The organism is Anabaena azotica FACHB-119 (genome assembly GCF_014697625.1).
In the GTDB taxonomy this organism is placed as follows: domain Bacteria; phylum Cyanobacteriota; class Cyanobacteriia; order Cyanobacteriales; family Nostocaceae; genus Trichormus; species Trichormus azoticus_A.
The window spans coordinates 23,917-43,927 of record NZ_JACJSG010000035.1; the positions used below are offsets into that span (position 1 = coordinate 23,917).

A 20,011-nucleotide genomic window follows, 5' to 3' on the forward strand; every position below is an offset into this window, starting at 1 on the left:
TATTCTCGCCATGTTTGATCGGGGTAGTGCTTATTTATTAGAAATAATGCCTATCCGTAATCACAATAGCTGAATTGCTAATCACCCAGGGTTAAGGAAATTCAGTTATATGGTTAATTTAAAGTTAAAAATTGGGGTAGTCAGTAGTCCATTGCGGAGCATGGCTAAGAGGTGCGTAACAACATCCTTTTAGAACTTCTGTGCTGCAACCAGGGGAGATATCAACTCTAGGGTTAATATTTCTTTATAACCCCAGAAAGAGGTAGACAATGTTACTCGTGTGGAAACTTAGATATTAAAGGTGGAAAAATTCACACCTTTGCTTTAGTCACTGAAGGTTCCATGCAAAGCAATTTAGTCATGTTCCCAATTGTTGAGCTGGCAAGGCAGAGTCAGCCGGTAAAGAAAAAAAATGTTACTGAATACGACCGTGTTGAGCAGCAATTTTTATTACTTTTGGCTACTGAAGATTTAGATAATAATTTAGATCAACAAGCTGCTATTGTTAATAATTTTGCAGAGGCGGTTTCCACTGCAATTGCTGCTGCTTATGCAGCTGATAGCGATGAGTTAGCGCATCGGTTTTTGCAACGGATACTCTATCGGATTAATCGGCTGAATTTGTTTTGGTATGATGATTTGCAGCATTATACTAATGAGCGATCGCTTTATTTATCCTCCTGCCGTAATCACATTGAGGCGGCTTGGCAAAAGTGGGAACTTGCACAAGTTAATGTTGCAGCACTACAAAAATTAGATGTTAAACAAGCTTTAATTGACCGTGCTAAGGCTGATTTAGACCCGCCATTGTCAGCAGCTAGTCGTTATATCCGCGAAGAAATGAGCGAAACTGGCTACCGTCATTTGTTGGCGATCGGTTCTTTTGATGGCTTGGTGGAAGGTAGTCGTCTTTCCCGCATTTTGGGCGGTACTGCAAATGAGGTGCAGTGTACCTTGGTACGGGTACTGTTGGAAGAATATGGGAATGGGCGTTTATCCCGCAAGCACTCGACATTTTTCGCGCAGATGTTGGCTGAGTTTGGGATGAATACGGAACCGGAGGGATACTTTGATTTAGTTCCCTGGGAAGTTTTAGCTTGTGCGAACCATAACTTCTTGCTGACAGAACGCAGACGTTATTACTTGCGTTACAGTGGCGGGTTGACATACTTTGAAGTGGCTGGGCCTGCGGCTTATCGCAATTATCTTGCAGCAGCGCAAAGATTAGGATTATCGAATGCGGCGATGGGTTATTGGGAATTGCATATCAAGGAAGATGAACGCCACGGACGTTGGATGTTGGATGACGTGGCTTTACCTTTGGCGGAACGTTACCCCAATGAGGCGTGGGAGTTAGTTTTGGGGTACGACCAAGAGAAATTGATGGGCGATCGCGCGGCTGAAGCTGTTGTCCGTTCCATCCGTCAAGCCGAAGCAGTTAATTAAGAGTTTTCTTATCTTGTCCTAATCACATCATTTCTTTAGTGGTAATCCATCACTAAGGGAAGATTTTTTGTCTAAATTTTCTGCAAACTAACTAAACATTAAGGTTAAAGTTAAATCTCATGAAAGACATCTTCTTTTGTCCTGAAGAATCTAATTTCTACTCAAATTGTCTAGAGAATTTCATTTTGAGAAATTGTGATGATGCCGATTCCATTGTCGAATTTGGTTCAGGGGATGGTAGTCCTGTAATTAATTCATTACTCAGGAATAAATTTGATGGTTTAATACATGGCTTTGAGTTAAATACTTCTGCCTGGAAAGCAGCAAATTTAACAATTGATGAATATCATCTCACAGATAAATATGTAGTAAATAATTCATGTTTATTTGAGTCTTATACACCCAATGCTAACTATCTCATTGCTAATCCTCCATATTTACCAGCACCAGATGATGAAATTTATATGCCCTTATTATTTGGCGGTGAAGATGGTGCAACTATTACCAATGAGCTTTTATCTTTAGGCTACGAAAATGTCTTACTTTTAGTTTCCAGTTTCTCTAATCCTCTAAGTACCATTGAACAAGCACAGGAACATGGATATAACATTAGTAATTTCGTAATTCTCCCGTTAAAGTTTGGTTACTATAGCTCAGAACCAAAAGTAAAAAACCATATAGAAGAATTGCGAAAACATAACATGGCATTCTATTCTGGAGACTATTATTTCTTAGCTGGTGTTCTATTTCAACAAGACAAATCTACAGTTGATTTGTCTAAAGAGTTAACCCAAGTTATGACCAGTTTGTAAGATAAGCTGAAAATCACTGAGGAAAAATGATGGTGGTCGAAGCGTTTACCCATGTGCCGACCAAAATTTGGTAAACCGAAGATAGCAAGTTGATTAAAAAATGATACAATCTTACACTAACTTGATCAGTTAACTGGGCGATCGCCTAACTCTCAAGAAACATAGGCTACAGAAAGAAGAACATAGGGAATAGTTGTGTTTCTTCTATATTTTGCGGGAGCGTTCATCGCGCCCGTGGTAGGCTACCGGCTTCTTATTGACCAAATAACGGGCTGAAAAGCTAATTATATCGTAGGGTGGGCATTGCCCACCAAGTAGTTATTGAGAAGGTGCAAGATTTGAGCTAAGATGGGGCATATTTTATCGCCTTTGTTAGGGTAAGCTGATGATCAATTATTACAGTTTAAATAATTGATACATAAATGACGTTATTGATAGGTATTTTGAGGGTATACTAACTTATTCCGCATCTCCTATTCCTTCTTAAGGGCAAAGTTAGACTCTCTCATGAATCGGTTGGCAAAACTGTTTTTTTCTTTCCTGCTGTTTGTGCTACTACTATTGTATCTAACAGGATTATCTATCCCTTCATTTTCCAACTATGAACAAAAAAGCAGTGTACCAGCTACAACAGAAATTCGTGGAGTTTGGCTAACTAATGTTGCTAGTGGTGTACTATTTGTACCTTGGGGGATTAATCGCGCCATTGAGCAATTATCTGCGCTTAACTTTAATACAATTTACCCTGTAGTTTGGAATCGCGGTTATACCTTTTACAAAAGTGCTAAAGCTAAATCTGTGATAGGTGTTGATACCCAACCTCTGCTAAATTTCATGCAAGGCGGACAAGATGTTTTAGCCAAGTTAATTAAACTTGCCAAACCGAAAAAAATAAGTGTGATTCCTTGGTTTGAGTATGGTTTTATGTCTCCACCAGATTCAATGATAGCCAAGCTTCATCCTGAGTGGTTAACAAATGGTCAGAATGGTGTCATATCTATTAGCGAAATGCTACCAGAAGAAAGTGACAATGACCCAACAAATAAGCTAGTTTGGCTCAATCCTTTGCATCCAGAAGTTCAGCAATTCATTCTATCACTGATTACAGAAGTTGTCAGAAATTATGATGTTCAAGGCATTCAATTTGATGACCATTTCGGGATGCCAGTACAGTTTGGCTATGACCCATACAGTATAGAATTGTATCAACAAGAACATCAAGGTAAAAGCCCTCCTGAAAATGTTTTTGACTCAGAATGGATGAGTTGGCGAGCTAACAAAATTACTCTTTTCATGACAAAAATCACCCAAGTTGTGAGAGAACTTAAACCGAATGCTAAGATATCTCTTTCTCCCAACTCACAATCATTTGCCTATAAATACTATTTACAGGATTGGGCAAATTGGGTAAAAAAAGGTCTAGTAGATGAGTTAATTTTGCAAGTGTATCGTCATGATATAAATAGTTTTGTGAATGAATTAGAACAGTCGGCAGTCAAGTTTGCCCGTACTCAGATTCCCGTAGCTATTGGGATATCTACAGGAATTTTGCGAAAACCTGTTAAGATTGACCAAATCAAAAAACAAGTACAAGCTGTGCGCGATCGCTCTTTTTTTGGGATCTCTTTCTTCTATTGGGAAAGCCTGTGGGGTTACATCACCCCAGAATCACCCCCATACCGCCGAAAAGCTTTTCAAGAAATGTTCACCGCTAAAGCCGCTAGGCCGTTAGCGCCAATTAAGGTAGGCGGAAGATTAGGGGAGATGAGGGTAAAAGGTTAAAGGGGAAAGGGGAAAGGGAAGAATTGAAATCCTTTACCCCTCCCCCTTTCCGCCAATCCCCAATCTCCAGTCCCCAATACCAAGTCCCCAGTCCCTCGATGAAAACACCGTTGAAATTTATCTTGCTATGGATTATCGCTACTTATGGCGGATTTTTGGGTAGTTTGTTCTGGCTGGAAATTGCTGAACAGCGAGAAATTGGCATTTTACAGGCTGCTGTTGGTGGAGTGGCGATCGCACTACCCCAAAGTTTAATCCTCAAAGAGAATATCTCTAGACTCAAGTGGGTTGCGTTCACGCTGTTAGCTTGGGTGATGATGACAGCGATTGGTTTAGGTGCTATTGGTTGGGTTGTACCGCCTACTGCATCTGTTGTGTTACGCCTCCTCAACGGGGTTAGAGCCGGCGTTATCGGCGGTTTTGCTATCGGAATGGCGCAATGGTTAGCAATTCGTCAGCCAACCCCTTGGGCTTGGCAATGGATATTAGTTAATTCTTTAAGTTGGGCGATCGCTATCCCCATAGGTACTACAATAGGTTTTATGTTGCGCCGCCTGACAGGTTTATTCTTAGGCGAACTCGCAGGTTTAGCTATTACTTGGCTAATAGTCGCCATCCTCACAGGTATTAATGCTCGTAGATTATTGAAGTAGTTGACAGTTGACAGTTATCAGTTATCAGTTATCAGTTGTTATTCTCCCCTGCTCCTCTGCTCCTCTGCTCCCTCATCTCCCCCCAATCCCCACTAAAAGTTAAGAAATCATTACTTCATCAAGAAATATGACGTAAATTAATTTATAATTTGAATTGAATTAATTTTATGCAAAAATCTTAAGTAAATCTTAATAATAAATTCAGTAAAATTACCGTAGCCTTCAAAGCTGTTTTAGGCTGCAACTAGCAGTATTTTTTATCATACTGCTATTAACTTTTCTAGATTTCTGGTAAGAAATAAAGAAAGACAAAAATATTATTAGTAAAATCTAACAAAACTCCATTTTAGGCGCTAGAAAGCATTTTATACCATGAAATTCCGAGAGAAAGCGCCTAGATCAGCCAATAAAACCAGACAGGGACTCTCGCATGAATACCAACCCAGTAGACTCAACAATGAAGTTGAAGGAACAGGCGCATCCGCAGATTATTTTTGGGGAAGAGGTAGATGAACAAAGTAGTGGCGAACAGTTGCTACTGAGTATGTATGATTCTGTGCAGACATCTATATTTGTGGTAGATGTACTGGAAGATGGAGATTTTCAGTATGTGGCACTCAATCCTACTCATGAACGATGGGTTGGTATTAAATCGGAAGAGTTGCGAGGCAAAAAACCAGAGGATATTTTAACGCCAATTGATGCGGTGAAGGTACGTCAGCATTATACTGACTGTGTGCGCTTTGGCACAACTATTTCCTATGAGCAATGCTTGCAATTTCAGGGAAAAACTACTTGGTGGACTACAACTCTCACACCACTACGAGATCAGAATTCTAGAATTTATCGCTTGATTGGCACTAGTAGCAATATCACCGCGACGAAACAGTTAGCCCAAGCCAGAGAAATTCAAGCGGAGGGCGCACAAATTCTAGCTGCGATCGCCCAAAAGGTTCACGAATCTTTAGATTTAGACACAATTCTTGAGCAAACAACTGAAGATTTACGGCAGTGTTTAAATTGCGATCGCATCCTCATCTATAAAATTAAGTCCGAGAACAATGGGACAATTGTTGCAGAATCAACAGTATTTTCTGGTGTTTCCCTTTTGGGTAAAAGCTTCCGTGACCCTTGCTTAAACGGCAAATATCAACAAAGCCAAGGGCGATGTTGTCTGGAGATGGTTGAAGATATCTATTGCGCCAGGGTGAAATCTTGTCAAAGAGACTTCCTCGCTTCTATGGGAGTGAGGGCGAATTTAGTCGTACCAATTAGCTTACAAAAAGATTTGTGGGGGCTGTTAATTGCCCAGTATTGCGATGAACCTCATCAATGGCAGCAGATAGAAGTTGATTTAATCAAACAACTATCAAGCCAATTGAGCGTAGCTATCCAACAAACAAAACTACAACAGCAAATAAAACAACTGCAAACTAAATTAGATACTCACAAACAGGAGCAGCAAGCCCAGTTAGAAAAGCACCAACAGTTTCAAGCTCTAGTTTTACATATAACTGAAAAAATTCGTGAACGACCTAATAAAACGCAAGTTTTAGCAACAGTTATTCAAAAATTAGCAACATTATTTCACCTAGAATCTTGCTATATCGAACTTTATAACCCTGACTGCACTTGTGCTAGTGTAGTTGATGAATACCCAACCAGAAAGCCCATATACCAAGGACTAACTAGGAAAGTTGCAGACTTAAGCGAAATATATCAGCCCCTGTTAGAAAAACAACCTTTCCAAAGCATAGAAATAGTTCCAGGTTGGCATCCTCAGTTACTAGTCATCACACAACTAGCTTGCCCAATTTTTGATGAACAGGGTATTATTGGCAACCTATGGCTAATTCGACCAACACAACAAATGTTTGATGAGTCGGAAATCTGTCTAGTAAAAACTTTAGCAAATCATTGTGCGATCGCCATTCGCCAAGCCAGGTTAGACGCAACCAACCAAGCCAGACTACAAAAATTAGAACAACGACAAAACCTCACCAACAAATTTCTCAAACAACTGTCCCAAGAACTGCGGACACCAGTAACTAGTATTAGCCTAGCGGCGCAAACACTGGAAACTGTTCTCTCATCCAACAATACAATAGATGAAGTCATACCGCAACTGTTGCAAATTCTCCATAACGAGTGCGGTAGAGAAAGCCAATTAATTAACGACTTACTAACACTAACTTATCTCCAAGCCCAACCAGAACCCCCTACCCTCATTGCCATCGACCTGCAAACCTGGCTTCCTCCCATCGTGGAGTCCTTCCGCGACCTGACAAATGTTCAGCGACAGCAACTAAACTTGATTATTGAGCCTGGACTACCACGTTTAGAAACGGATATCACCGAACTAGAACGTGTCCTGACCGAATTACTCACCCATACCTGCAAATATACTCCAGCAGGTGAAACAATTACAGTCACAGCCCAACTCACAGACAACGCTGTGCAGTTGAGTATTAGCAATTCTGGGTTAGAAATTTCTGCCGAAATGCGATCGCGCATCTTCGAGCCATTCTATCATATATCTCACAACGACCCCTGGACACATAGCGGTACAGGCTTGGAAATGGCATTGGTCAAGAGAATGGTCAAGCACTTAGGCGGTTATATCTGCGTCGAAAGTAGCGAAGGTCAAACCACCTTCATCATCAAATTCCCCGTATCAGAAATGGGCGGTTAGAAACCGCATCCACAAAGACAAAACCCCCACTTCTTGAGCTTCAGTAACCACCTGTGCGGGTTTACAACCCCATATTTTCCGTTAGTGATTTCGTAGGGTGGGCATTGCCCACCATCAGCTTATTGAGAAGGTACAAGATATGAAGGTATATACTGACCAGATTGAGAGATATTTGAGAGATTGCCCACATTAGCCGGCTGAATCTTGGCAGCCTGGGGAAACTTTGCTAATATCGTAGTTAGTCTGGGTGACTAGCTCAACGGTAGAGCAGTAGACTCTTAATCTATTGGTTGCGGGTTCAAATCCCTCGTCACCCATGCCTTTCAGCCATCAAGCTAATAGCTTTTGACTAAATCTTGCCTAAAATCAATAATTATCCTCCTCAAAACCCTGGATTTTTAGGCTTAAGCAGCAATCGAGTTTTGACTGAATTTAATCAAAACCCTGGTTGCTACTCTAGCCCTAACAGATGCGGCTGTTCCGCCAATAACTTGGCGAATTTTCGTAACTCGTCCCAAGTTCTAGCGTTGGTGTCGAGTTCTTTGTTGTGCTGGTTGGGATGACGATCGCGTTTTCTCAACTCAGTATAAGCCGCGATCGCACCGAGAATTATTTCTTTGCTATTGCCGTGTAACAAGGCTTCTCCCTTGTCTTTAGCCCTGGCATAAGCCATGACATCGGCTTTGAGTGCTACAGGGACACGGATTGTCGTGGTGTCCCCATGTTCCCAAGTGCTACCGCTAGTCCACGTAGTCGAAGTTATTCCACCCTTACCCATGAGAAAATCCTATATTGCCGTGTTACAAGCCATTGTAGTGCAAATCTTAAATAAAGAAAACCCCCTTATTGCCTTGTAACACGGCAATAAGGGGGTTTAAATGAATCATGAATGAAACTCAACTAATACTCATCATCCCGTAGCACAAAGCCGGATTCTTTGTTGAGGAAGCCAGCAAGTTGCTTTATTAAATTACTGAGCCGTTTAAATTTATGTTCTAGTCGATTATCGAAATCGTTTATTCGATAATCGTAATGTTCCTTTTTACCCTCATACTCAGTCGTGTGGACTTTTAGCTCTTTCTCAAGAAGGTAAAGCCTATCGGCTACATTGTCCTTCAATTGATCAATCGCACTTAAAACGCTTGTTTCAACAGCTTTAATCCGAGAATTTATGCTTGCCTCTATTTGGCCCAATCGATATACTGCACCAGCAAGCATAAAAAAGAAAGAAACAACCGTAATAGTATTGTCGTCTATTCTCACAATGATGCCTTGGATATTCCTTCCCACACTTGAACTTTACAATTGCCAACTGGAGTGGCAAGAGTAAATTTAACTTGATAATTGATAATATTTGGAAGCATATAAATCCTCAAAACCTTATTAGGGAGTCTTAGCCAGTTTCCTACTTCAGCTAATCCTAATTGAGTTCTAGATATCTGCGTTAGATATCCAGCGATGTTACTAGGATTGATGTTTGTAGTATCTGCTAAAACAGCAATGGTAGGGTTATTGAATTTATATTGAAAAACTCCAGTTTTGCCAATTACAGTTGTATTTACCCTTGGCATCCATAAGTAGTCTGTATTGAGGTCTTTGCGTCCTTCAGGCGGTTCCATTAATTGGATTTCATCGTGACCTTGTTGATGTTATATTCCTTGCCTGCTACCCAAACCTTTTTTCCGTTAAGTGCGCCGCCATGTGTAACAGAATTGAGTTTATCGGGTTCGCAGAACCTAATTGTAGAGGCAGCTTTTCCCGTGCTATCTGTATAGTTAATCCTGACTTCTGCCGGCCTGGGGCTGTTAGTCCCATAAACTAGTCCTTTATCAGTGTCTTTTGCCAAAACGACACCTAAACCACTAGCGATGTTCTTATACAAGTTCTTCCTGCCCCGCCAAGCCCATCTGACTGCTCCAACGTTGGCAAGTCCTCCTCCAATGTTGATGTAATAAACTTGCGTCTTTGCTTCTGTTGCCATGCTGTTCCCTTAGTAGTTATTCCAAAAAACAGATAAATCAGGGTAAGTAAGGCATATGTAGCTTACTTACCCACAGATTTAGGGCAAATAAGCTACAGGAGTAGCCACCAACTGCCCAGCCGCGCCAATGGTAAAACTAGCTGGGGCTGAAAATGTTATGGACACTGTTCCCCCTTCTGGATCTAGCGCTACCTGAACGTTATTAGGTCGTGCGTCTGCCGGCTGGGATAATTCGGCAAGCTGGACTCGGTTGGCTACCTCGAATAACTGTCCTTCCAAAGTGGTGGCTGTTGTTTGTACTGCTGCTGCCATAGGTCTGTTTGTTTGTTTGATGTTTAGACTTACGTCCTCAGTCTAACCTTCGTAATCCTTACTGTCAGCGGATTCCTCCCATTCTCCCGATTGAGAGTTAAGGCTCAATCGGTTGCCACTTACTCAATTTTGTATAACTTTTTAAACGCTTCAACATCACTCAGGTTTAAATACCACCTGCCTCCACTCTTAAAAGCTCTAATTCTCCGCCTAATAATGTGATATCTAATAGTGCTTTCGTGTAAAAATAGATGCTTAATTGCTTCAGCTAATGATATATAAGTGGAGCCATTGTTCTCAATTTTATTTAATTTATCGGATTGACATCTAATCCTTTTAGGTAGTCTTTGAGTCATGGAAAATCAACCCTCCAGTCAGGTTTCCCATTCTTCTGACCCTGCCCAAAATACCTGCCGTACATCGGCTTAACGACAGTTTGTTTGATTTCTACATTTATCTTTCCGCCCTTGAAATAAGAACCTTCCTTAAATTCTTTAGGAATCCAAGGTTTAATAGCATTTAGAATTTTAATACAATTAGCCTCATCAGCAGCGTTAATGGTAATTTTTGAATTATCAGATAATACATAAATGCCTTCCCAGTTCCCTTTTTTATAAACTGGTAATCTGGGCTTATCGTTTGGGGTTCCTTTCCAGTGAGGAACCGTGATTGGATACATTGCACTTTTGTATTTGAGCTTTCCATCTGTATCTTTATATTGTTCGGCGCATTGTATTACTAACTGCGGAGTTCTCCCCTCATGTCTAATTTGAAAACTCAATGGTAAAGAAGCTATAGCTTCTGTATCTTTATTCCTACTAACGCACATATCTGCAAGTTGTTTAGCATTCTCGAAATGCAGTACAGCTTGCTGTTCAGCTTGTTCTTTAGTGGAAGCAAAAAATTCAAGTGTCTTGTTTTCTATTTTGGCTTCCCATTCCGCCTTTGACTCATTAAATTCACATTTACAAACTGGTACATCAATTTTAAATTTTTGCTCCTTTAAAGTGTCTTGTATTATGCGTTTGATACGAGCATAATCTATATCTTGACTCTGATTGGGACAGCACATACAACAACTTGGGTTAGGTGGTGGGTTTGCCGTAGCGGGACTAGGTGGAGGTAAGGTACAGGCTGAACTGCCAGGTTGATAAAAGAATACCTCTGGATTGGTAAATGTAGATTTTAAATAAGAGATAACATCTGAGGTTTTTGTACCATTTCCTCTTATGCCTATCGTAATAGTTCCACAGATTAATAATTCATTTTCACCACCTCTTGGTCTTTCCCCATTTAAGGTTGTTCTTACAGTTTGAGAAAATCGCACTTCAGTTTCAGGATTATTCGGAAAATCAATTTCCGTAAATCCGGCTCCATCAAATCTGTAATCGTAAAAAGTTGAGGGTTGATAACCTTCTGCCACATTGACCTTGTTTGTGATTTCGAGCCATTCTTGGGCTGGAAATGGCGAATCAATTATACTAATTGGATTGTTCCGATTAGGAATATACACTCTTTTTATGCAGTTAGTTGCATAAATAATAAATCCATTGCACTCAGAGAAATCCTTCTCTTCTAATTGCTCTGTTAGAGTTTTAGGTTTAACAAGGCGGGGTTTCGGAGTAGGTAGAGGTCGTTTAGGCTTTGGGAATGATATTTCAGGGAATTTAAATTCAGGAAATTTAGGTAATTCTATTTCCGGTATTTCTGGGATTTTTATATCTATTTTTATTTGCGGGAGACCAAATTGTGGACGATTATCCCAAAGGTCTTGCAATGCGCGTCCAGCCCTACTTGCTTCCTCCTGGGTAATTCTCCCCATCTGTCTACCTAGTTCATATCCAGCACTGTCGCCAGGTCTCAATCCTTCCTTCATGTTTTCAATTCTAGGATTGGGATTGCTTAGAGGATTTGCCCCACTCACCTGTTGGTAAAAACCTGCAAGAACCATCCCTAGAATCGCCGTACCTTCTACATCAGCCTCCGTAACTCCGGCTGGGTATCTACCATAATTAACACCGTTACTAGGGTTAACCAGTGGATCTTGCCTTGGCGCTCTGTAAGTCCCTGTTAGCGGGTCTTTTTTCATGTCAATTGTTCTATATTCCTGCGGGGTTTTGCCGTTGGCAGGGCTAGAGTTTGGTAAGTCCCTTATGTCCTTTACTGGTTGGGTAGGTGTTACAGGTGATGTGCTGGGTTGTGGCTGTGGTGCTACTCGTGGTGCTGGTGCTACTCGTGGATATGGGGTGTAGGGGACTATGCTAGAGTTCCCTACTGGGGTGGGAGTAAAATTAATCGGCGATGATTTATTAATTGAGTCGGGTATTTTGTAATCAACGGCTGGCATAATTTAAGGGAATAATTGACCAACTGTTTTTGTAATAGTTGGTATAGAGATGGTGGTAGTTACAATTGGTCTGTTACCTATAAATGAGCGAAAGTTCTGAACTCTTGCTGTTTTAAAAAATAAAGAATGGTCATTTCCTCTAAATACCAAAGTTCCTTTAATACCATTCTTGATAGCATAGCTAGGAATAGCTACATTCCCATTGAAACTTGGCATTTAGCCCCCTGTAGTTCTAATTGCTATTCCTGAACTTAAAGCGTTCCCCCAAATATAGGTATAAATCTCTTTATCAGAAACTGGGATTGTATCTCTAATCCGCATTGTGTTCGATGCGGTCACAATCAAATCATTGCAGCTTTCAAGTATCCCGGATGCTCCAGCACTGAGGATACAAAGTGGAAAAATAGAGCGTGCGTCATTATTTCGAGGATTTCCATCTTGCATTTTTGAAAACTGCATATATTCATAATCAAAGGCATTATTGCCAGATGGAGATGTAGTTCCTGCTAATCTACTGCTAGGTGGATTAGTGTTGTACTTTGTCTGAAAGGCGTAAGCAAAATCGTTCTCGTTCCACCAGCTAGGAGCAATACCTTTAGGGCGGATTACTCCTACAACTGATTGAGATGTTCCTTGTTCAATTGTCACTAATTTTGCTTCTGGATGATTGACAGAATAGAATGTTACGGCTGTTGTCCCTGCGGCAAAACCTCCTATACCCACATTAATAGTGCTATTGGTTCCCCCTCTTGCAGTAGGGGATGTGTTCCAACTTTCATGCAATTGATAACCTGTATTGAAACTGCTGTTGCAGCTTATCTGTAGATAGACGGTTCCTTTCGCTGCACTGCTGCTATTTAAAGCTAATATGCGATGTTCCGCTGAACCTACTAAAAAAGTATCAAATGATGTGTAACCAACGCTTATTAAAGCGTCTCTTAGTGCATTTACAAAGCTAACGTTATTGATGTTTCCTGACAGGGTTGTCTGTGTTATTATTGCGTTTGGCATTTTAGATTAATTGAATATAATTAAATGTCATTGTGATATTTTGAGAGCCAGAAGGATTGTTTACAACTAAAAAACAATCGCCAAACGGAAATGCAATAGCAGAGGGCAATACGTCAAGTGCTTTCGTATTGCCAGCAAATACAGACTCATAAATCAATCCATGCGACACAGGTAGACTAGTTCCTATTCCCCTAGAAATATCACTATTACCAAAAGTTTGGTTTAGATAAAGTCTGACTCTAATAGGATTATCAGCTTCAACTTTAGTTAGGGCGAACCCATTAGTCAATGTTAGATTTCCTTGAAAATCTCCATTGACATCCGTGTTCAAGCTGATACTTTTAGCTGCTAAAGTATTTTTTCCCTTAAGTGATGAGAGCCATTCCTGCTCTGTGCCTTCGAAACCATTATTCAAAGCTATTTCATAAGCACTTTTACCATTTACAGCAGTACCTATTAAATCACTAGATTCTATTAGCTTAGTAAGTGGTCTGTTCCCACTGGTGTCAATTATGTAAAGCAAGTCTTTGGCTCTTGCTTTTGTCACCCTTCTAAACTGATTAATGCTCACTGGTATACCTCTAGATAACCTTCTGTAGTAGGAGCTTTTTCAATGACAGTTCCTAGTAAGAGAACCCTATCTTCGTTCATCAGCAATCCATTACCTATATCTGTAAATCCACAGCTAATTACTGTGTCGTTTCCCACGTCAAAAGTGCCAACGTCGGTAAAGAAATTTATCAGGCTAAGGTAGTAGTATGGACGCTGATTAAAAAGAAATGCGTCGGCAACCTTTACCATTGGCGTAATGCTATTTCTAATATAAAGACGTAAGCATTTTTTAGCATTACCATTAAATGTCTCTTGGTTAGCTTGAGCTTGTTCGTCGTCTCCTGCCATGATATCAACAGGAATAGTACGCACTTCCGGTATTGATGTGATATCTACAGTTAACCTAAGTGATGTTAAGAATCCTGAATATCTGAAACTGTTGATAATATCAGTAGGTGAAATTAAACCGGGCTGATATATATCAAATATCTCTGTTTGACTACTAGCATTAAACTCACGAATGATATTTATATTTCTGTAGATGTCAGCCATTAATTAGCCGCTCCTACTATCCCATTCGTAGCGAGTGGAGTCCGCACCGTAATCGAGCCAGTTTGCATCACAAATCCGTTGACGGCAGTTCCTGAACTGGCAGGCGGGAATGCTGCAAGTCTTTCACCTATCAATTGATTAGTGTTTGCTGTGTCTTGGGCTTTTTTGGCCGCCTCTCTTAGCTCAAAAAGTGTCTCTACTACTCCCATCGCAGTTTTGGCGGTCGGATTACTTCCCAGAAATGCTCCTACCCTAATACAAATGCCGTGAGTAGGGTCAACAATAATTGCATTATTAACCCCAATAGCTGTTTCTAGTTGTTGCCAAGTTAAGTCTGTTATCTGAGGCATTGATTTTGATGAGTAACGCTATTTTATTTTCCCCGTTTTGGGTAGCGTTATAACACGCGATCGCAGATGAAAACGCGATCGCCCTTTGGTTAGTCCTCCGCCCTCACCACCCGATGAGCGTAGAATTTTTTCGGTTCAGAAAATTTTTCGTTAACAAGAACCCGAACCCAAACCCACTGTTCGTCACGATGCGACACCACACCCGCTGCCCCTACTGGTTTCTTATCCTGATAGCCGGTCATGCAGAGGACGACTTCATTAGGTTTTAAGTCTGAAGATGGCGAGTCGTGGCAGGAACGCAAATCATCTAGTGCTAATTGAGTTGGCGGGTCGTTTTCACGGAATACCGTGGCGACTGGCTTTTTAAAATTGGCGGCGGTTTGCTCATCTATTCGCAATATCTTTACACGCTGCTGAAGTTGTTCACTCCAGTAATAATGTCCTTCGATAAATTCTGGGGTTTTGGTCAAATCTACGATGCTAGCTGATGTTATGTCCAGTTGATGGTGAACGGGGTCTAAGGCGGTGGTGGAAGTTGCCTCTTCTACTTGTTGCGCTTTCCTAATTTGATGTTTTGCGAATGGGCCTATCGGCTTAACGTGCTGTCCCCGTTTTCTGTTATCCCTGACAAGCCAGCATAAATTGCTAGTGACCGAGCTGATTCTCAAGACCTGTCCTTTGAAGTCTCCGTCTGCTAGCACTTCGACCTTTTGTCCTGGGTAGTAAACGTTGTCTTCAAGGGTTGGTTTCGTCGGTTGTGACTCATCAGCAGGCGGTTCATCTTGGTCGGGAATTGTAACGGAATATAACAACTGATCACAAGTGTCGGAAGTGATCACTTGGGTGTGATCAGATAATTTTGGCTCTGTATCAGGGTTAGCGGTCGATGTGATCATCTGATCACATCGACCGCTAAATTTTTTCTCTTCACAATTTGAGTTTTCAAAATCAGTGATCACTTTGATCATCTGATCAGTTGGGGCTGAAAGTATTGATAATCCGGCATTTTCTATCTGATCAGCCATCTGATCAGTTGTGATCAGTTGATCAGTTGTAATATTGCTTAACAATTCAGTCCTAGCTTTCCTTGTGCCAACGTAGTAAACCAACGCTCGTTTGTTAACCTGGCCTCTACCGGAACTTACCAACCCCTCGGCTACAGCCCGTTTCAAGTCTCGCCTCACAGAATTGATGTTTAATCCTAATGCGTGAGCGATTTCTGAACATTCATAGGGGATGCCGCCATTTTCCTTTAGGTAGTCGATGCACTGGAACATGATCCGGGTACTTTGAGCTTCTGCGCCTGGGGCGATCGCGCTATCTTCTACCCTGCCCTTGAATTTCCAGCCCCAAACATCATCGTCATAAGTGAATTTATAGCTGGCAGGGGCGCGAGAACGAGTTTTATCTATTGTTAGGCAGTTATAAGTTTCAAGTTCTGTTTGGGTTTTGGTAAACTTCCAAACTTCATCAACCGTATTGCGGATTGCTCGACTTCCCCGCATATCGCCATTTGCGTTTGAGTGGTGGATGATCAGGAAGCTGCAACCAAATTCCTTGGCTAAGTGCCTCAGCCGCACTAGGGGACGGGCATACTCAGCTTCATTTTCGGAGTAAAGTGAATCAACGCTGATCGAGGTAAGCGAATCGATGATTACTAGTTTGGGTTGATGCTGTTTAAGCATTGCTTTTAATTTTCCAAATTCACCCACTGACCACTCATCACAAATATGTAGGCGCTGACAGTGTTCACCATCTACTAGCTCTTGCATCTCTAGCAGTTTTGACGTGATACGCGGGCCTTGATCAGTTTCAATTAGCAATGTGTTCATGGGGTCAAATTCTGTCCCCTCATATGCGAACGTCCCCCCCGTGACTGCGCTCTTAGCCAAGCTAAACGCTAATCTGGTTTTTCCTACCCCTCCATCTGCGTAGAGGACAATAACTGACTCGGCTGGAATAAAACCGGGAATGAGCCATTCTTGTTCAGATAAACCGTGTTTTTCAAAGTATTCTTTAGCTGTATATGTTTTACTTTTTGACCTGCTGTCTAACCATTTGGCATGAAAGTCTAAAAGTTCTTTCTTGTTACTAAACTTCCATTTTTTCGCTAGCTTCTTCATTAGCCAATCTCGTTGGGCTGCATTTTCAATTGCCTCAACTTCATCAAGGTCTTTACATAATCTCTCAAAGGCAACGTCATCTATCGCTTGCCAGTAACTTCTTCCTGTTTTAGCGTTCCTTAATTGCGTGACGTTTAATACTTGTTGCTCAATGTTCTCTAAAATCCATGCTAAGGGTTTGTCTTGTTCAAAAGACTGGGATTCTATTTGTGGAACCAGATTTATCAATTGTCGCCTAACAAACTTTTCTGTGAGTAGTTCAGCTAAATAGGTAGCATTGTCAGAATATATGCAGCCCCCGACTAATCGAGACAGCATTGATTGCCCACCTACTTGGGCAAGCAGTTTTTTATCAGCTAAGTAAGAGGTGACGGATAATGTATTGACTGGCTGATGTTGTTTATACAATGCAACGCAAGCCTTATATATTTCTCTGTGAGAATTAGCCGAGAATGCCTCTACCGGTAGAGACTCGGCTACTTGATAAATGACATTGGAATCGAATAGAATGGAACCAAGCAACTCAATTTCTACTTCGATATTGCTTGGTGGAAGTTTATTGTTTGCCTCTAAAATACTCATACATGAAACCTTTTTTTTGGATTGTCTCCAGCCGCTAACTGGAGTTTTTTTTGGATAGGAAATAATCAGTTTTTATGCTGATTATTAATTGTCGTCTGCTGCTTTATATATGCTCGACATTCTGGACAGTCCACGTATTCTGTATGCTGCGTGGTTTCGGAAGGACGCGCCCAGTAACCACAAGCCGCGTGTGTTTGGCGGCGTTCCGGGCTGTAATGTATTAGTCTCTTGGGTTTGCGTTTAGTCATTTGAAAAATTGGTAATTAGTCATTAGTTATTGGGTATTGGGTATTGGGGAGTCACGCCCGTTGCCTGTCAAAAATAAAAGCGGCGACAGACCAGCAGGGTCAATCGCCGCTAATTAAATTCAGCAATGAGGTTACATCTGCCGATCGCGTCTCAAGTCCCACATGACTTTGTCTAGATACCAGTCGTCTGTCCGTCCGGGATTTAATCGCTGCTGCGACTCTATCAACCGATGACCGACCTCCGCGTTGCCATTCAGCAATTCGAGCAATTCTCTTGAAAGTTGTATTTTTTTGCTGACTGGGGGCTTTTCTCGCTCTATCTGCCTTTCTAGTTCTATGCGCTTCCGGTGCGCTTGAGTGAGGACGTTGATTACTTGTTGTTCCTTGGCTTCGAGTTGGCGCAGTTGATACTGTACCGTCTCCTTCTGCCTGGACAAGTCCGATTTCTGTTGTTGCAGTTGAGACAATATCTCTTGTAGTTGCGCTAACTTGCGTTGACTCTCTGTTAAGCTGTGCATAGGAATGGATTGAGAAACACTCCAATCCACCATGCGGGCATAACGCTGATAACAGCATCAGCGAATACCCGCATTTATTTTTAAATTTTTTACTGTTCATCAAGCACCTGTATTGATTTAATAAGGGCGATCGTGCTAACAACCACCCATAAGCAAAGCCGTCTACCCGTAAAGGTGACGGCTTTACTTTTGTTGAGTTTTATCCGGGGATTCTACACTTTCTAATAGATTTGATAGTTGAACTAAACGCTTACGCAGCTTATCAGACCTAGATTCTGATTCCTGTAACTCTTCTAAGGTTTCAGAGATAAGCTGCTTAATTGTTCCCCCAGCAGTATGTCCCCCTGTCCGGCAAGGGACATCTCCCCTCTCGCTATCATCTCGACTACCTCGGAACGGCTGATTTCCAAGGTAGACGCTAATTGATCGAGTCTCTGTAGACTGGTGTCCGAAAGGCTCATGCTGACTGTTCGTTTGACCTCTCCTCTCTGGAGATGCTTGGCTTTGGGCATCTGAGAAAACCATACTTAATTTCCTATTAGGATAGCAGGATTCTATTTGCAAAGATTCTATTAGGATGTTAGTATCATATCCTAACAGGATACTTTAAGCTTAGGCGAAATTAACAGAGATAGCAGCCTGTAGCCACTGAGGCGAAGAAAGACCTGCCAGCGTGAGCGACGTGACCTGTGCAGCGCCGGCTTTACCAACCAAACCGAGGAAATCAACACATGACCGTAACAACTCAACAACTGATACAAAATGCAGTAACCCTAAAACCAGATACGCTGGTTTACGTAGTAGGCACAAGCGGAACGGACTACCCGATCGAGGAAATAGTCTTAGAAGGAGTATTGACTCTCCGCGTTGACGACGAGGGCGACGATGATGAGGAAGGCTCCGAGGAGTAGTTACTAACTCCGTCCTGTGGCTGATGGACTGCCCATCACTGAGTAAAGGAGGTTCCCCACAAACAAATTGAGTTTCTGTATCGTTCCATTCAAGTGCCCGTAGTTGCTATTCGCTACAGGCTTCCCTCCAATAGCCAATACCCAATACCCCAAATCATGCAGAGATAGCAGCCTGTAGCCACTGAGGTAGAGAAAGACCTGCTAGGGGTGACATTTGTAAACTTTCGTAAAAAGCGATAACCATGAACAGATTTGTTGAAATTAGAGAACACAGCGCAGCAAAAATCGTGAACACGTCCGACATTAGCGCTGCGTTCATGGATGGCGGATTGCTGACCCTCTACTTATATGGAGGGCAGACGCTGAAATTCCAGGGGGCATCCGCCGAAAAGCTTTGGAAAATCATGAGCGATTCCAGCTACTTGATACACAGCGATGAAAATGAAAACACTGTAACCCCCCTTCAGGAAGTGCTAGAAGACTTAGACGTTAAGACGAGGGGATGATGTTATCTCAACTGATGGCAGTACAGGAGTGCAGCTAATTTCAAAACGAGGAGTGCGATCGCGCAGTAAAAAGATGAGCCTTAACAATTGCTACGTCCTTCTGATAACGGTATCCAGCCCGGACGAAATTCCTAAGCGAAAGCGCTTACTCATTTATCCAAGCTTGCACGTCCACGGGGATCACTCGGCTAAGTTTGCAAAGTTTCAAGGCAGTTTTCAAGAGTGCCAAGAATACGTCAACGCTCACAGTTTTTAAATTGGGGCAATCGCCCTTTTGGGAGGAGCAAAATGATAGCGTTATTAATCATCAACCCACCTGAACATACCTCTTTGGTGTCCTTCGTCATTCACAATTTGAAGCTTCAATCACTCCCCCGCACGGGGGAAAAATTCAACATCTCCGTACAAAAGGAGTTGGCTGAGGCTTTTGAATTTTTGGAGGACGAGGTAGACGTAGACCTAGTTATCACTGATATCAAGCACATCTACGATGTTGGTGAAGGTGTGGAAGAACACATCATTAAGATCCATGCTTGTATAGATCCGACTTTTTGGGGAACTACTTACGGGGGAGAGATTTTTCGAGTGTGAGAGTGCGATCGCGCCACTATTTTTTATGTTATCCATAGTCCC

26 protein-coding genes and 1 tRNA gene are annotated in these 20,011 nt (G+C 41.8%); 11 read left to right on the forward strand and 16 right to left on the reverse strand.

Translation table 11 applies throughout. The annotated features are described in order from the left end of the window. Positions 1-342 precede the first annotated feature (342 nt). The 6 genes from H6G83_RS22855 (at position 343) to H6G83_RS22880 (ending at position 7,702) form a co-directional block, all read left to right on the forward strand. On the forward strand, positions 343-1,446 hold the full coding sequence (locus H6G83_RS22855) for an iron-containing redox enzyme family protein (protein WP_190476269.1): 1,104 nt from the start codon (positions 343-345) through the stop codon (positions 1,444-1,446). A gap of 119 nt (positions 1,447-1,565) precedes the next feature. Next, positions 1,566-2,258 (forward strand): class I SAM-dependent methyltransferase, encoded by a 693-nt coding sequence (locus H6G83_RS22860; protein ID WP_190476270.1) that lies wholly within the window; start codon positions 1,566-1,568, stop codon positions 2,256-2,258. 507 nt (positions 2,259-2,765) lie between these two features. After that, entirely contained in the window at positions 2,766-4,040 is a 1,275-nt protein-coding gene (locus tag H6G83_RS22865; protein WP_190476271.1) for a glycoside hydrolase family 10 protein, read from the forward strand. Positions 4,041-4,138: 98 nt separating this feature from the next. Then, entirely contained in the window at positions 4,139-4,693 is a 555-nt protein-coding gene (locus H6G83_RS22870) for a hypothetical protein (protein WP_190476326.1), read from the forward strand. Positions 4,694-5,123: 430 nt separating this feature from the next. Beyond that, positions 5,124-7,385 carry a GAF domain-containing sensor histidine kinase gene (locus tag H6G83_RS22875; protein WP_190476272.1) on the forward strand — a complete coding sequence of 754 codons (2,262 nt, stop codon included), beginning with the start codon at positions 5,124-5,126 and terminating at the stop codon, positions 7,383-7,385. A 245-nt stretch (positions 7,386-7,630) separates the two neighbouring features. Next, positions 7,631-7,702 (forward strand) — tRNA-Lys (locus H6G83_RS22880). Positions 7,703-7,836: 134 nt separating this feature from the next. Here the strand turns inward: H6G83_RS22880 and H6G83_RS22885 are convergent. From H6G83_RS22885 to H6G83_RS22915, 7 genes are all read right to left on the reverse strand, one after another. Next, entirely contained in the window at positions 7,837-8,163 is a 327-nt protein-coding gene (locus tag H6G83_RS22885; RefSeq protein WP_190476273.1) for a hypothetical protein, read from the reverse strand. 122 nt (positions 8,164-8,285) lie between these two features. Beyond that, positions 8,286-8,648, reverse strand: a complete 363-nt coding sequence (locus H6G83_RS22890; RefSeq protein ID WP_313936792.1) for a hypothetical protein — start codon at positions 8,646-8,648, stop codon at positions 8,286-8,288. Beyond that, positions 8,645-9,004 (reverse strand): hypothetical protein, encoded by a 360-nt coding sequence (locus tag H6G83_RS22895; RefSeq protein WP_190476274.1) that lies wholly within the window; start codon positions 9,002-9,004, stop codon positions 8,645-8,647. The genes H6G83_RS22890 and H6G83_RS22895 overlap by 4 nt, the downstream gene beginning before the upstream one ends. Then, positions 9,004-9,366 (reverse strand): hypothetical protein, encoded by a 363-nt coding sequence (locus tag H6G83_RS22900; protein WP_190476275.1) that lies wholly within the window; start codon positions 9,364-9,366, stop codon positions 9,004-9,006. The genes H6G83_RS22895 and H6G83_RS22900 overlap by 1 nt, the downstream gene beginning before the upstream one ends. A gap of 78 nt (positions 9,367-9,444) precedes the next feature. Continuing rightward, entirely contained in the window at positions 9,445-9,678 is a 234-nt protein-coding gene (locus tag H6G83_RS22905; protein ID WP_190476276.1) for a hypothetical protein, read from the reverse strand. Positions 9,679-9,797: 119 nt separating this feature from the next. Further along, complete coding sequence (locus H6G83_RS36450) at positions 9,798-10,034, reverse strand: helix-turn-helix domain-containing protein (protein ID WP_190476277.1); 237 nt, start codon at positions 10,032-10,034, stop codon at positions 9,798-9,800. Beyond that, complete coding sequence (locus H6G83_RS22915; RefSeq protein ID WP_190476278.1) at positions 10,031-11,629, reverse strand: hypothetical protein; 1,599 nt, start codon at positions 11,627-11,629, stop codon at positions 10,031-10,033. The genes H6G83_RS36450 and H6G83_RS22915 overlap by 4 nt, the downstream gene beginning before the upstream one ends. Positions 11,630-11,765: 136 nt before the next feature. Between H6G83_RS22915 and H6G83_RS22920 the strand changes: the two genes are divergently transcribed. Next, positions 11,766-11,930: a hypothetical protein gene (locus tag H6G83_RS22920; RefSeq protein ID WP_190476279.1), complete on the forward strand. Its 165-nt coding sequence runs from the start codon at positions 11,766-11,768 to the stop codon at positions 11,928-11,930. 98 nt (positions 11,931-12,028) lie between these two features. Here the strand turns inward: H6G83_RS22920 and H6G83_RS22925 are convergent, their stop codons facing one another. The 9 genes from H6G83_RS22925 to H6G83_RS22965 form a co-directional block, all read right to left on the reverse strand. Further along, a complete protein-coding gene (locus H6G83_RS22925) occupies positions 12,029-12,241 on the reverse strand; it encodes a hypothetical protein (protein WP_190476280.1) in 213 nt (70 codons plus the stop codon). Beyond that, positions 12,242-13,036: a hypothetical protein gene (locus H6G83_RS22930; protein WP_190476281.1), complete on the reverse strand. Its 795-nt coding sequence runs from the start codon at positions 13,034-13,036 to the stop codon at positions 12,242-12,244. It lies immediately after the preceding gene. Between the two features lies 1 nt (position 13,037). Then, entirely contained in the window at positions 13,038-13,607 is a 570-nt protein-coding gene (locus tag H6G83_RS22935) for a hypothetical protein (RefSeq protein ID WP_190476332.1), read from the reverse strand. Next, positions 13,604-14,140, reverse strand: coding sequence for a hypothetical protein (locus H6G83_RS22940; RefSeq protein ID WP_190476282.1), 537 nt, complete (start codon positions 14,138-14,140; stop codon positions 13,604-13,606). The genes H6G83_RS22935 and H6G83_RS22940 overlap by 4 nt, the downstream gene beginning before the upstream one ends. After that, entirely contained in the window at positions 14,140-14,490 is a 351-nt protein-coding gene (locus tag H6G83_RS22945) for a hypothetical protein (RefSeq protein WP_190476283.1), read from the reverse strand. Before H6G83_RS22945 ends, H6G83_RS22940 begins: the two co-directional genes overlap by 1 nt. 89 nt (positions 14,491-14,579) lie before the next feature. Continuing rightward, complete coding sequence (locus H6G83_RS22950) at positions 14,580-17,195, reverse strand: AAA family ATPase (RefSeq protein WP_190476284.1); 2,616 nt, start codon at positions 17,193-17,195, stop codon at positions 14,580-14,582. Between the two features lie 65 nt (positions 17,196-17,260). Beyond that, positions 17,261-17,443, reverse strand: a complete 183-nt coding sequence (locus H6G83_RS22955) for a hypothetical protein (protein WP_190476285.1) — start codon at positions 17,441-17,443, stop codon at positions 17,261-17,263. Between the two features lie 131 nt (positions 17,444-17,574). Next, complete coding sequence (locus tag H6G83_RS22960) at positions 17,575-17,961, reverse strand: hypothetical protein (RefSeq protein WP_190476286.1); 387 nt, start codon at positions 17,959-17,961, stop codon at positions 17,575-17,577. 183 nt (positions 17,962-18,144) lie between these two features. Then, positions 18,145-18,486, reverse strand: coding sequence for a hypothetical protein (locus tag H6G83_RS22965; protein WP_190476287.1), 342 nt, complete (start codon positions 18,484-18,486; stop codon positions 18,145-18,147). Between the two features lie 206 nt (positions 18,487-18,692). Between H6G83_RS22965 and H6G83_RS22970 the strand changes: the two genes are divergently transcribed. The 4 genes from H6G83_RS22970 to H6G83_RS22985 all read left to right on the forward strand — a co-directional run bounded on the left by H6G83_RS22970 (position 18,693) and on the right by H6G83_RS22985 (position 19,969). Then, on the forward strand, positions 18,693-18,872 hold the full coding sequence (locus H6G83_RS22970; RefSeq protein WP_190476288.1) for a hypothetical protein: 180 nt from the start codon (positions 18,693-18,695) through the stop codon (positions 18,870-18,872). 242 nt (positions 18,873-19,114) lie between these two features. Next, on the forward strand, positions 19,115-19,378 hold the full coding sequence (locus H6G83_RS22975) for a hypothetical protein (protein WP_190476289.1): 264 nt from the start codon (positions 19,115-19,117) through the stop codon (positions 19,376-19,378). Positions 19,379-19,406: 28 nt separating this feature from the next. Further along, positions 19,407-19,634, forward strand: a complete 228-nt coding sequence (locus tag H6G83_RS22980; RefSeq protein ID WP_190476290.1) for a hypothetical protein — start codon at positions 19,407-19,409, stop codon at positions 19,632-19,634. A 32-nt stretch (positions 19,635-19,666) separates the two neighbouring features. Continuing rightward, positions 19,667-19,969, forward strand: a complete 303-nt coding sequence (locus H6G83_RS22985) for a hypothetical protein (RefSeq protein ID WP_190476291.1) — start codon at positions 19,667-19,669, stop codon at positions 19,967-19,969. Positions 19,970-20,011: the final 42 nt, after the last annotated feature.

Bases quoted from the DNA above. Each gene is read 5' to 3' on its own strand.
- H6G83_RS22975 (WP_190476289.1), top strand. From the start codon at position 19,115: ATGAACAGATTTGTTGAAATTAGAGAACACAGCGCAGCAAAAATCGTG.
- H6G83_RS22885 (WP_190476273.1), bottom strand. From the start codon at position 8,163: ATGGGTAAGGGTGGAATAACTTCGACTACGTGGACTAGCGGTAGCACT.
- H6G83_RS22920 (WP_190476279.1), top strand. From the start codon at position 11,766: ATGTCAATTGTTCTATATTCCTGCGGGGTTTTGCCGTTGGCAGGGCTA.
- H6G83_RS22930 (WP_190476281.1), bottom strand. From the start codon at position 13,036: ATGCCAAACGCAATAATAACACAGACAACCCTGTCAGGAAACATCAAT.
- H6G83_RS22985 (WP_190476291.1), top strand. From the start codon at position 19,667: ATGATAGCGTTATTAATCATCAACCCACCTGAACATACCTCTTTGGTG.
- H6G83_RS22905 (WP_190476276.1), bottom strand. From the start codon at position 9,678: ATGGCAGCAGCAGTACAAACAACAGCCACCACTTTGGAAGGACAGTTA.
- H6G83_RS36450 (WP_190476277.1), bottom strand. From the start codon at position 10,034: ATGACTCAAAGACTACCTAAAAGGATTAGATGTCAATCCGATAAATTA.
- H6G83_RS22970 (WP_190476288.1), top strand. From the start codon at position 18,693: ATGACCGTAACAACTCAACAACTGATACAAAATGCAGTAACCCTAAAA.
- H6G83_RS22965 (WP_190476287.1), bottom strand. From the start codon at position 18,486: ATGGTTTTCTCAGATGCCCAAAGCCAAGCATCTCCAGAGAGGAGAGGT.
- H6G83_RS22855 (WP_190476269.1), top strand. From the start codon at position 343: ATGCAAAGCAATTTAGTCATGTTCCCAATTGTTGAGCTGGCAAGGCAG.
- H6G83_RS22865 (WP_190476271.1), top strand. From the start codon at position 2,766: ATGAATCGGTTGGCAAAACTGTTTTTTTCTTTCCTGCTGTTTGTGCTA.
- H6G83_RS22940 (WP_190476282.1), bottom strand. From the start codon at position 14,140: ATGGCTGACATCTACAGAAATATAAATATCATTCGTGAGTTTAATGCT.
- H6G83_RS22915 (WP_190476278.1), bottom strand. From the start codon at position 11,629: ATGGTTCTTGCAGGTTTTTACCAACAGGTGAGTGGGGCAAATCCTCTA.
- H6G83_RS22925 (WP_190476280.1), bottom strand. From the start codon at position 12,241: ATGCCAAGTTTCAATGGGAATGTAGCTATTCCTAGCTATGCTATCAAG.
- H6G83_RS22875 (WP_190476272.1), top strand. From the start codon at position 5,124: ATGAATACCAACCCAGTAGACTCAACAATGAAGTTGAAGGAACAGGCG.
- H6G83_RS22950 (WP_190476284.1), bottom strand. From the start codon at position 17,195: ATGAGTATTTTAGAGGCAAACAATAAACTTCCACCAAGCAATATCGAA.
- H6G83_RS22900 (WP_190476275.1), bottom strand. From the start codon at position 9,366: ATGGCAACAGAAGCAAAGACGCAAGTTTATTACATCAACATTGGAGGA.
- H6G83_RS22860 (WP_190476270.1), top strand. From the start codon at position 1,566: ATGAAAGACATCTTCTTTTGTCCTGAAGAATCTAATTTCTACTCAAAT.
- H6G83_RS22870 (WP_190476326.1), top strand. From the start codon at position 4,139: ATGAAAACACCGTTGAAATTTATCTTGCTATGGATTATCGCTACTTAT.
- H6G83_RS22945 (WP_190476283.1), bottom strand. From the start codon at position 14,490: ATGCCTCAGATAACAGACTTAACTTGGCAACAACTAGAAACAGCTATT.
- H6G83_RS22960 (WP_190476286.1), bottom strand. From the start codon at position 17,961: ATGCACAGCTTAACAGAGAGTCAACGCAAGTTAGCGCAACTACAAGAG.
- H6G83_RS22895 (WP_190476274.1), bottom strand. From the start codon at position 9,004: ATGGAACCGCCTGAAGGACGCAAAGACCTCAATACAGACTACTTATGG.
- H6G83_RS22955 (WP_190476285.1), bottom strand. From the start codon at position 17,443: ATGACTAAACGCAAACCCAAGAGACTAATACATTACAGCCCGGAACGC.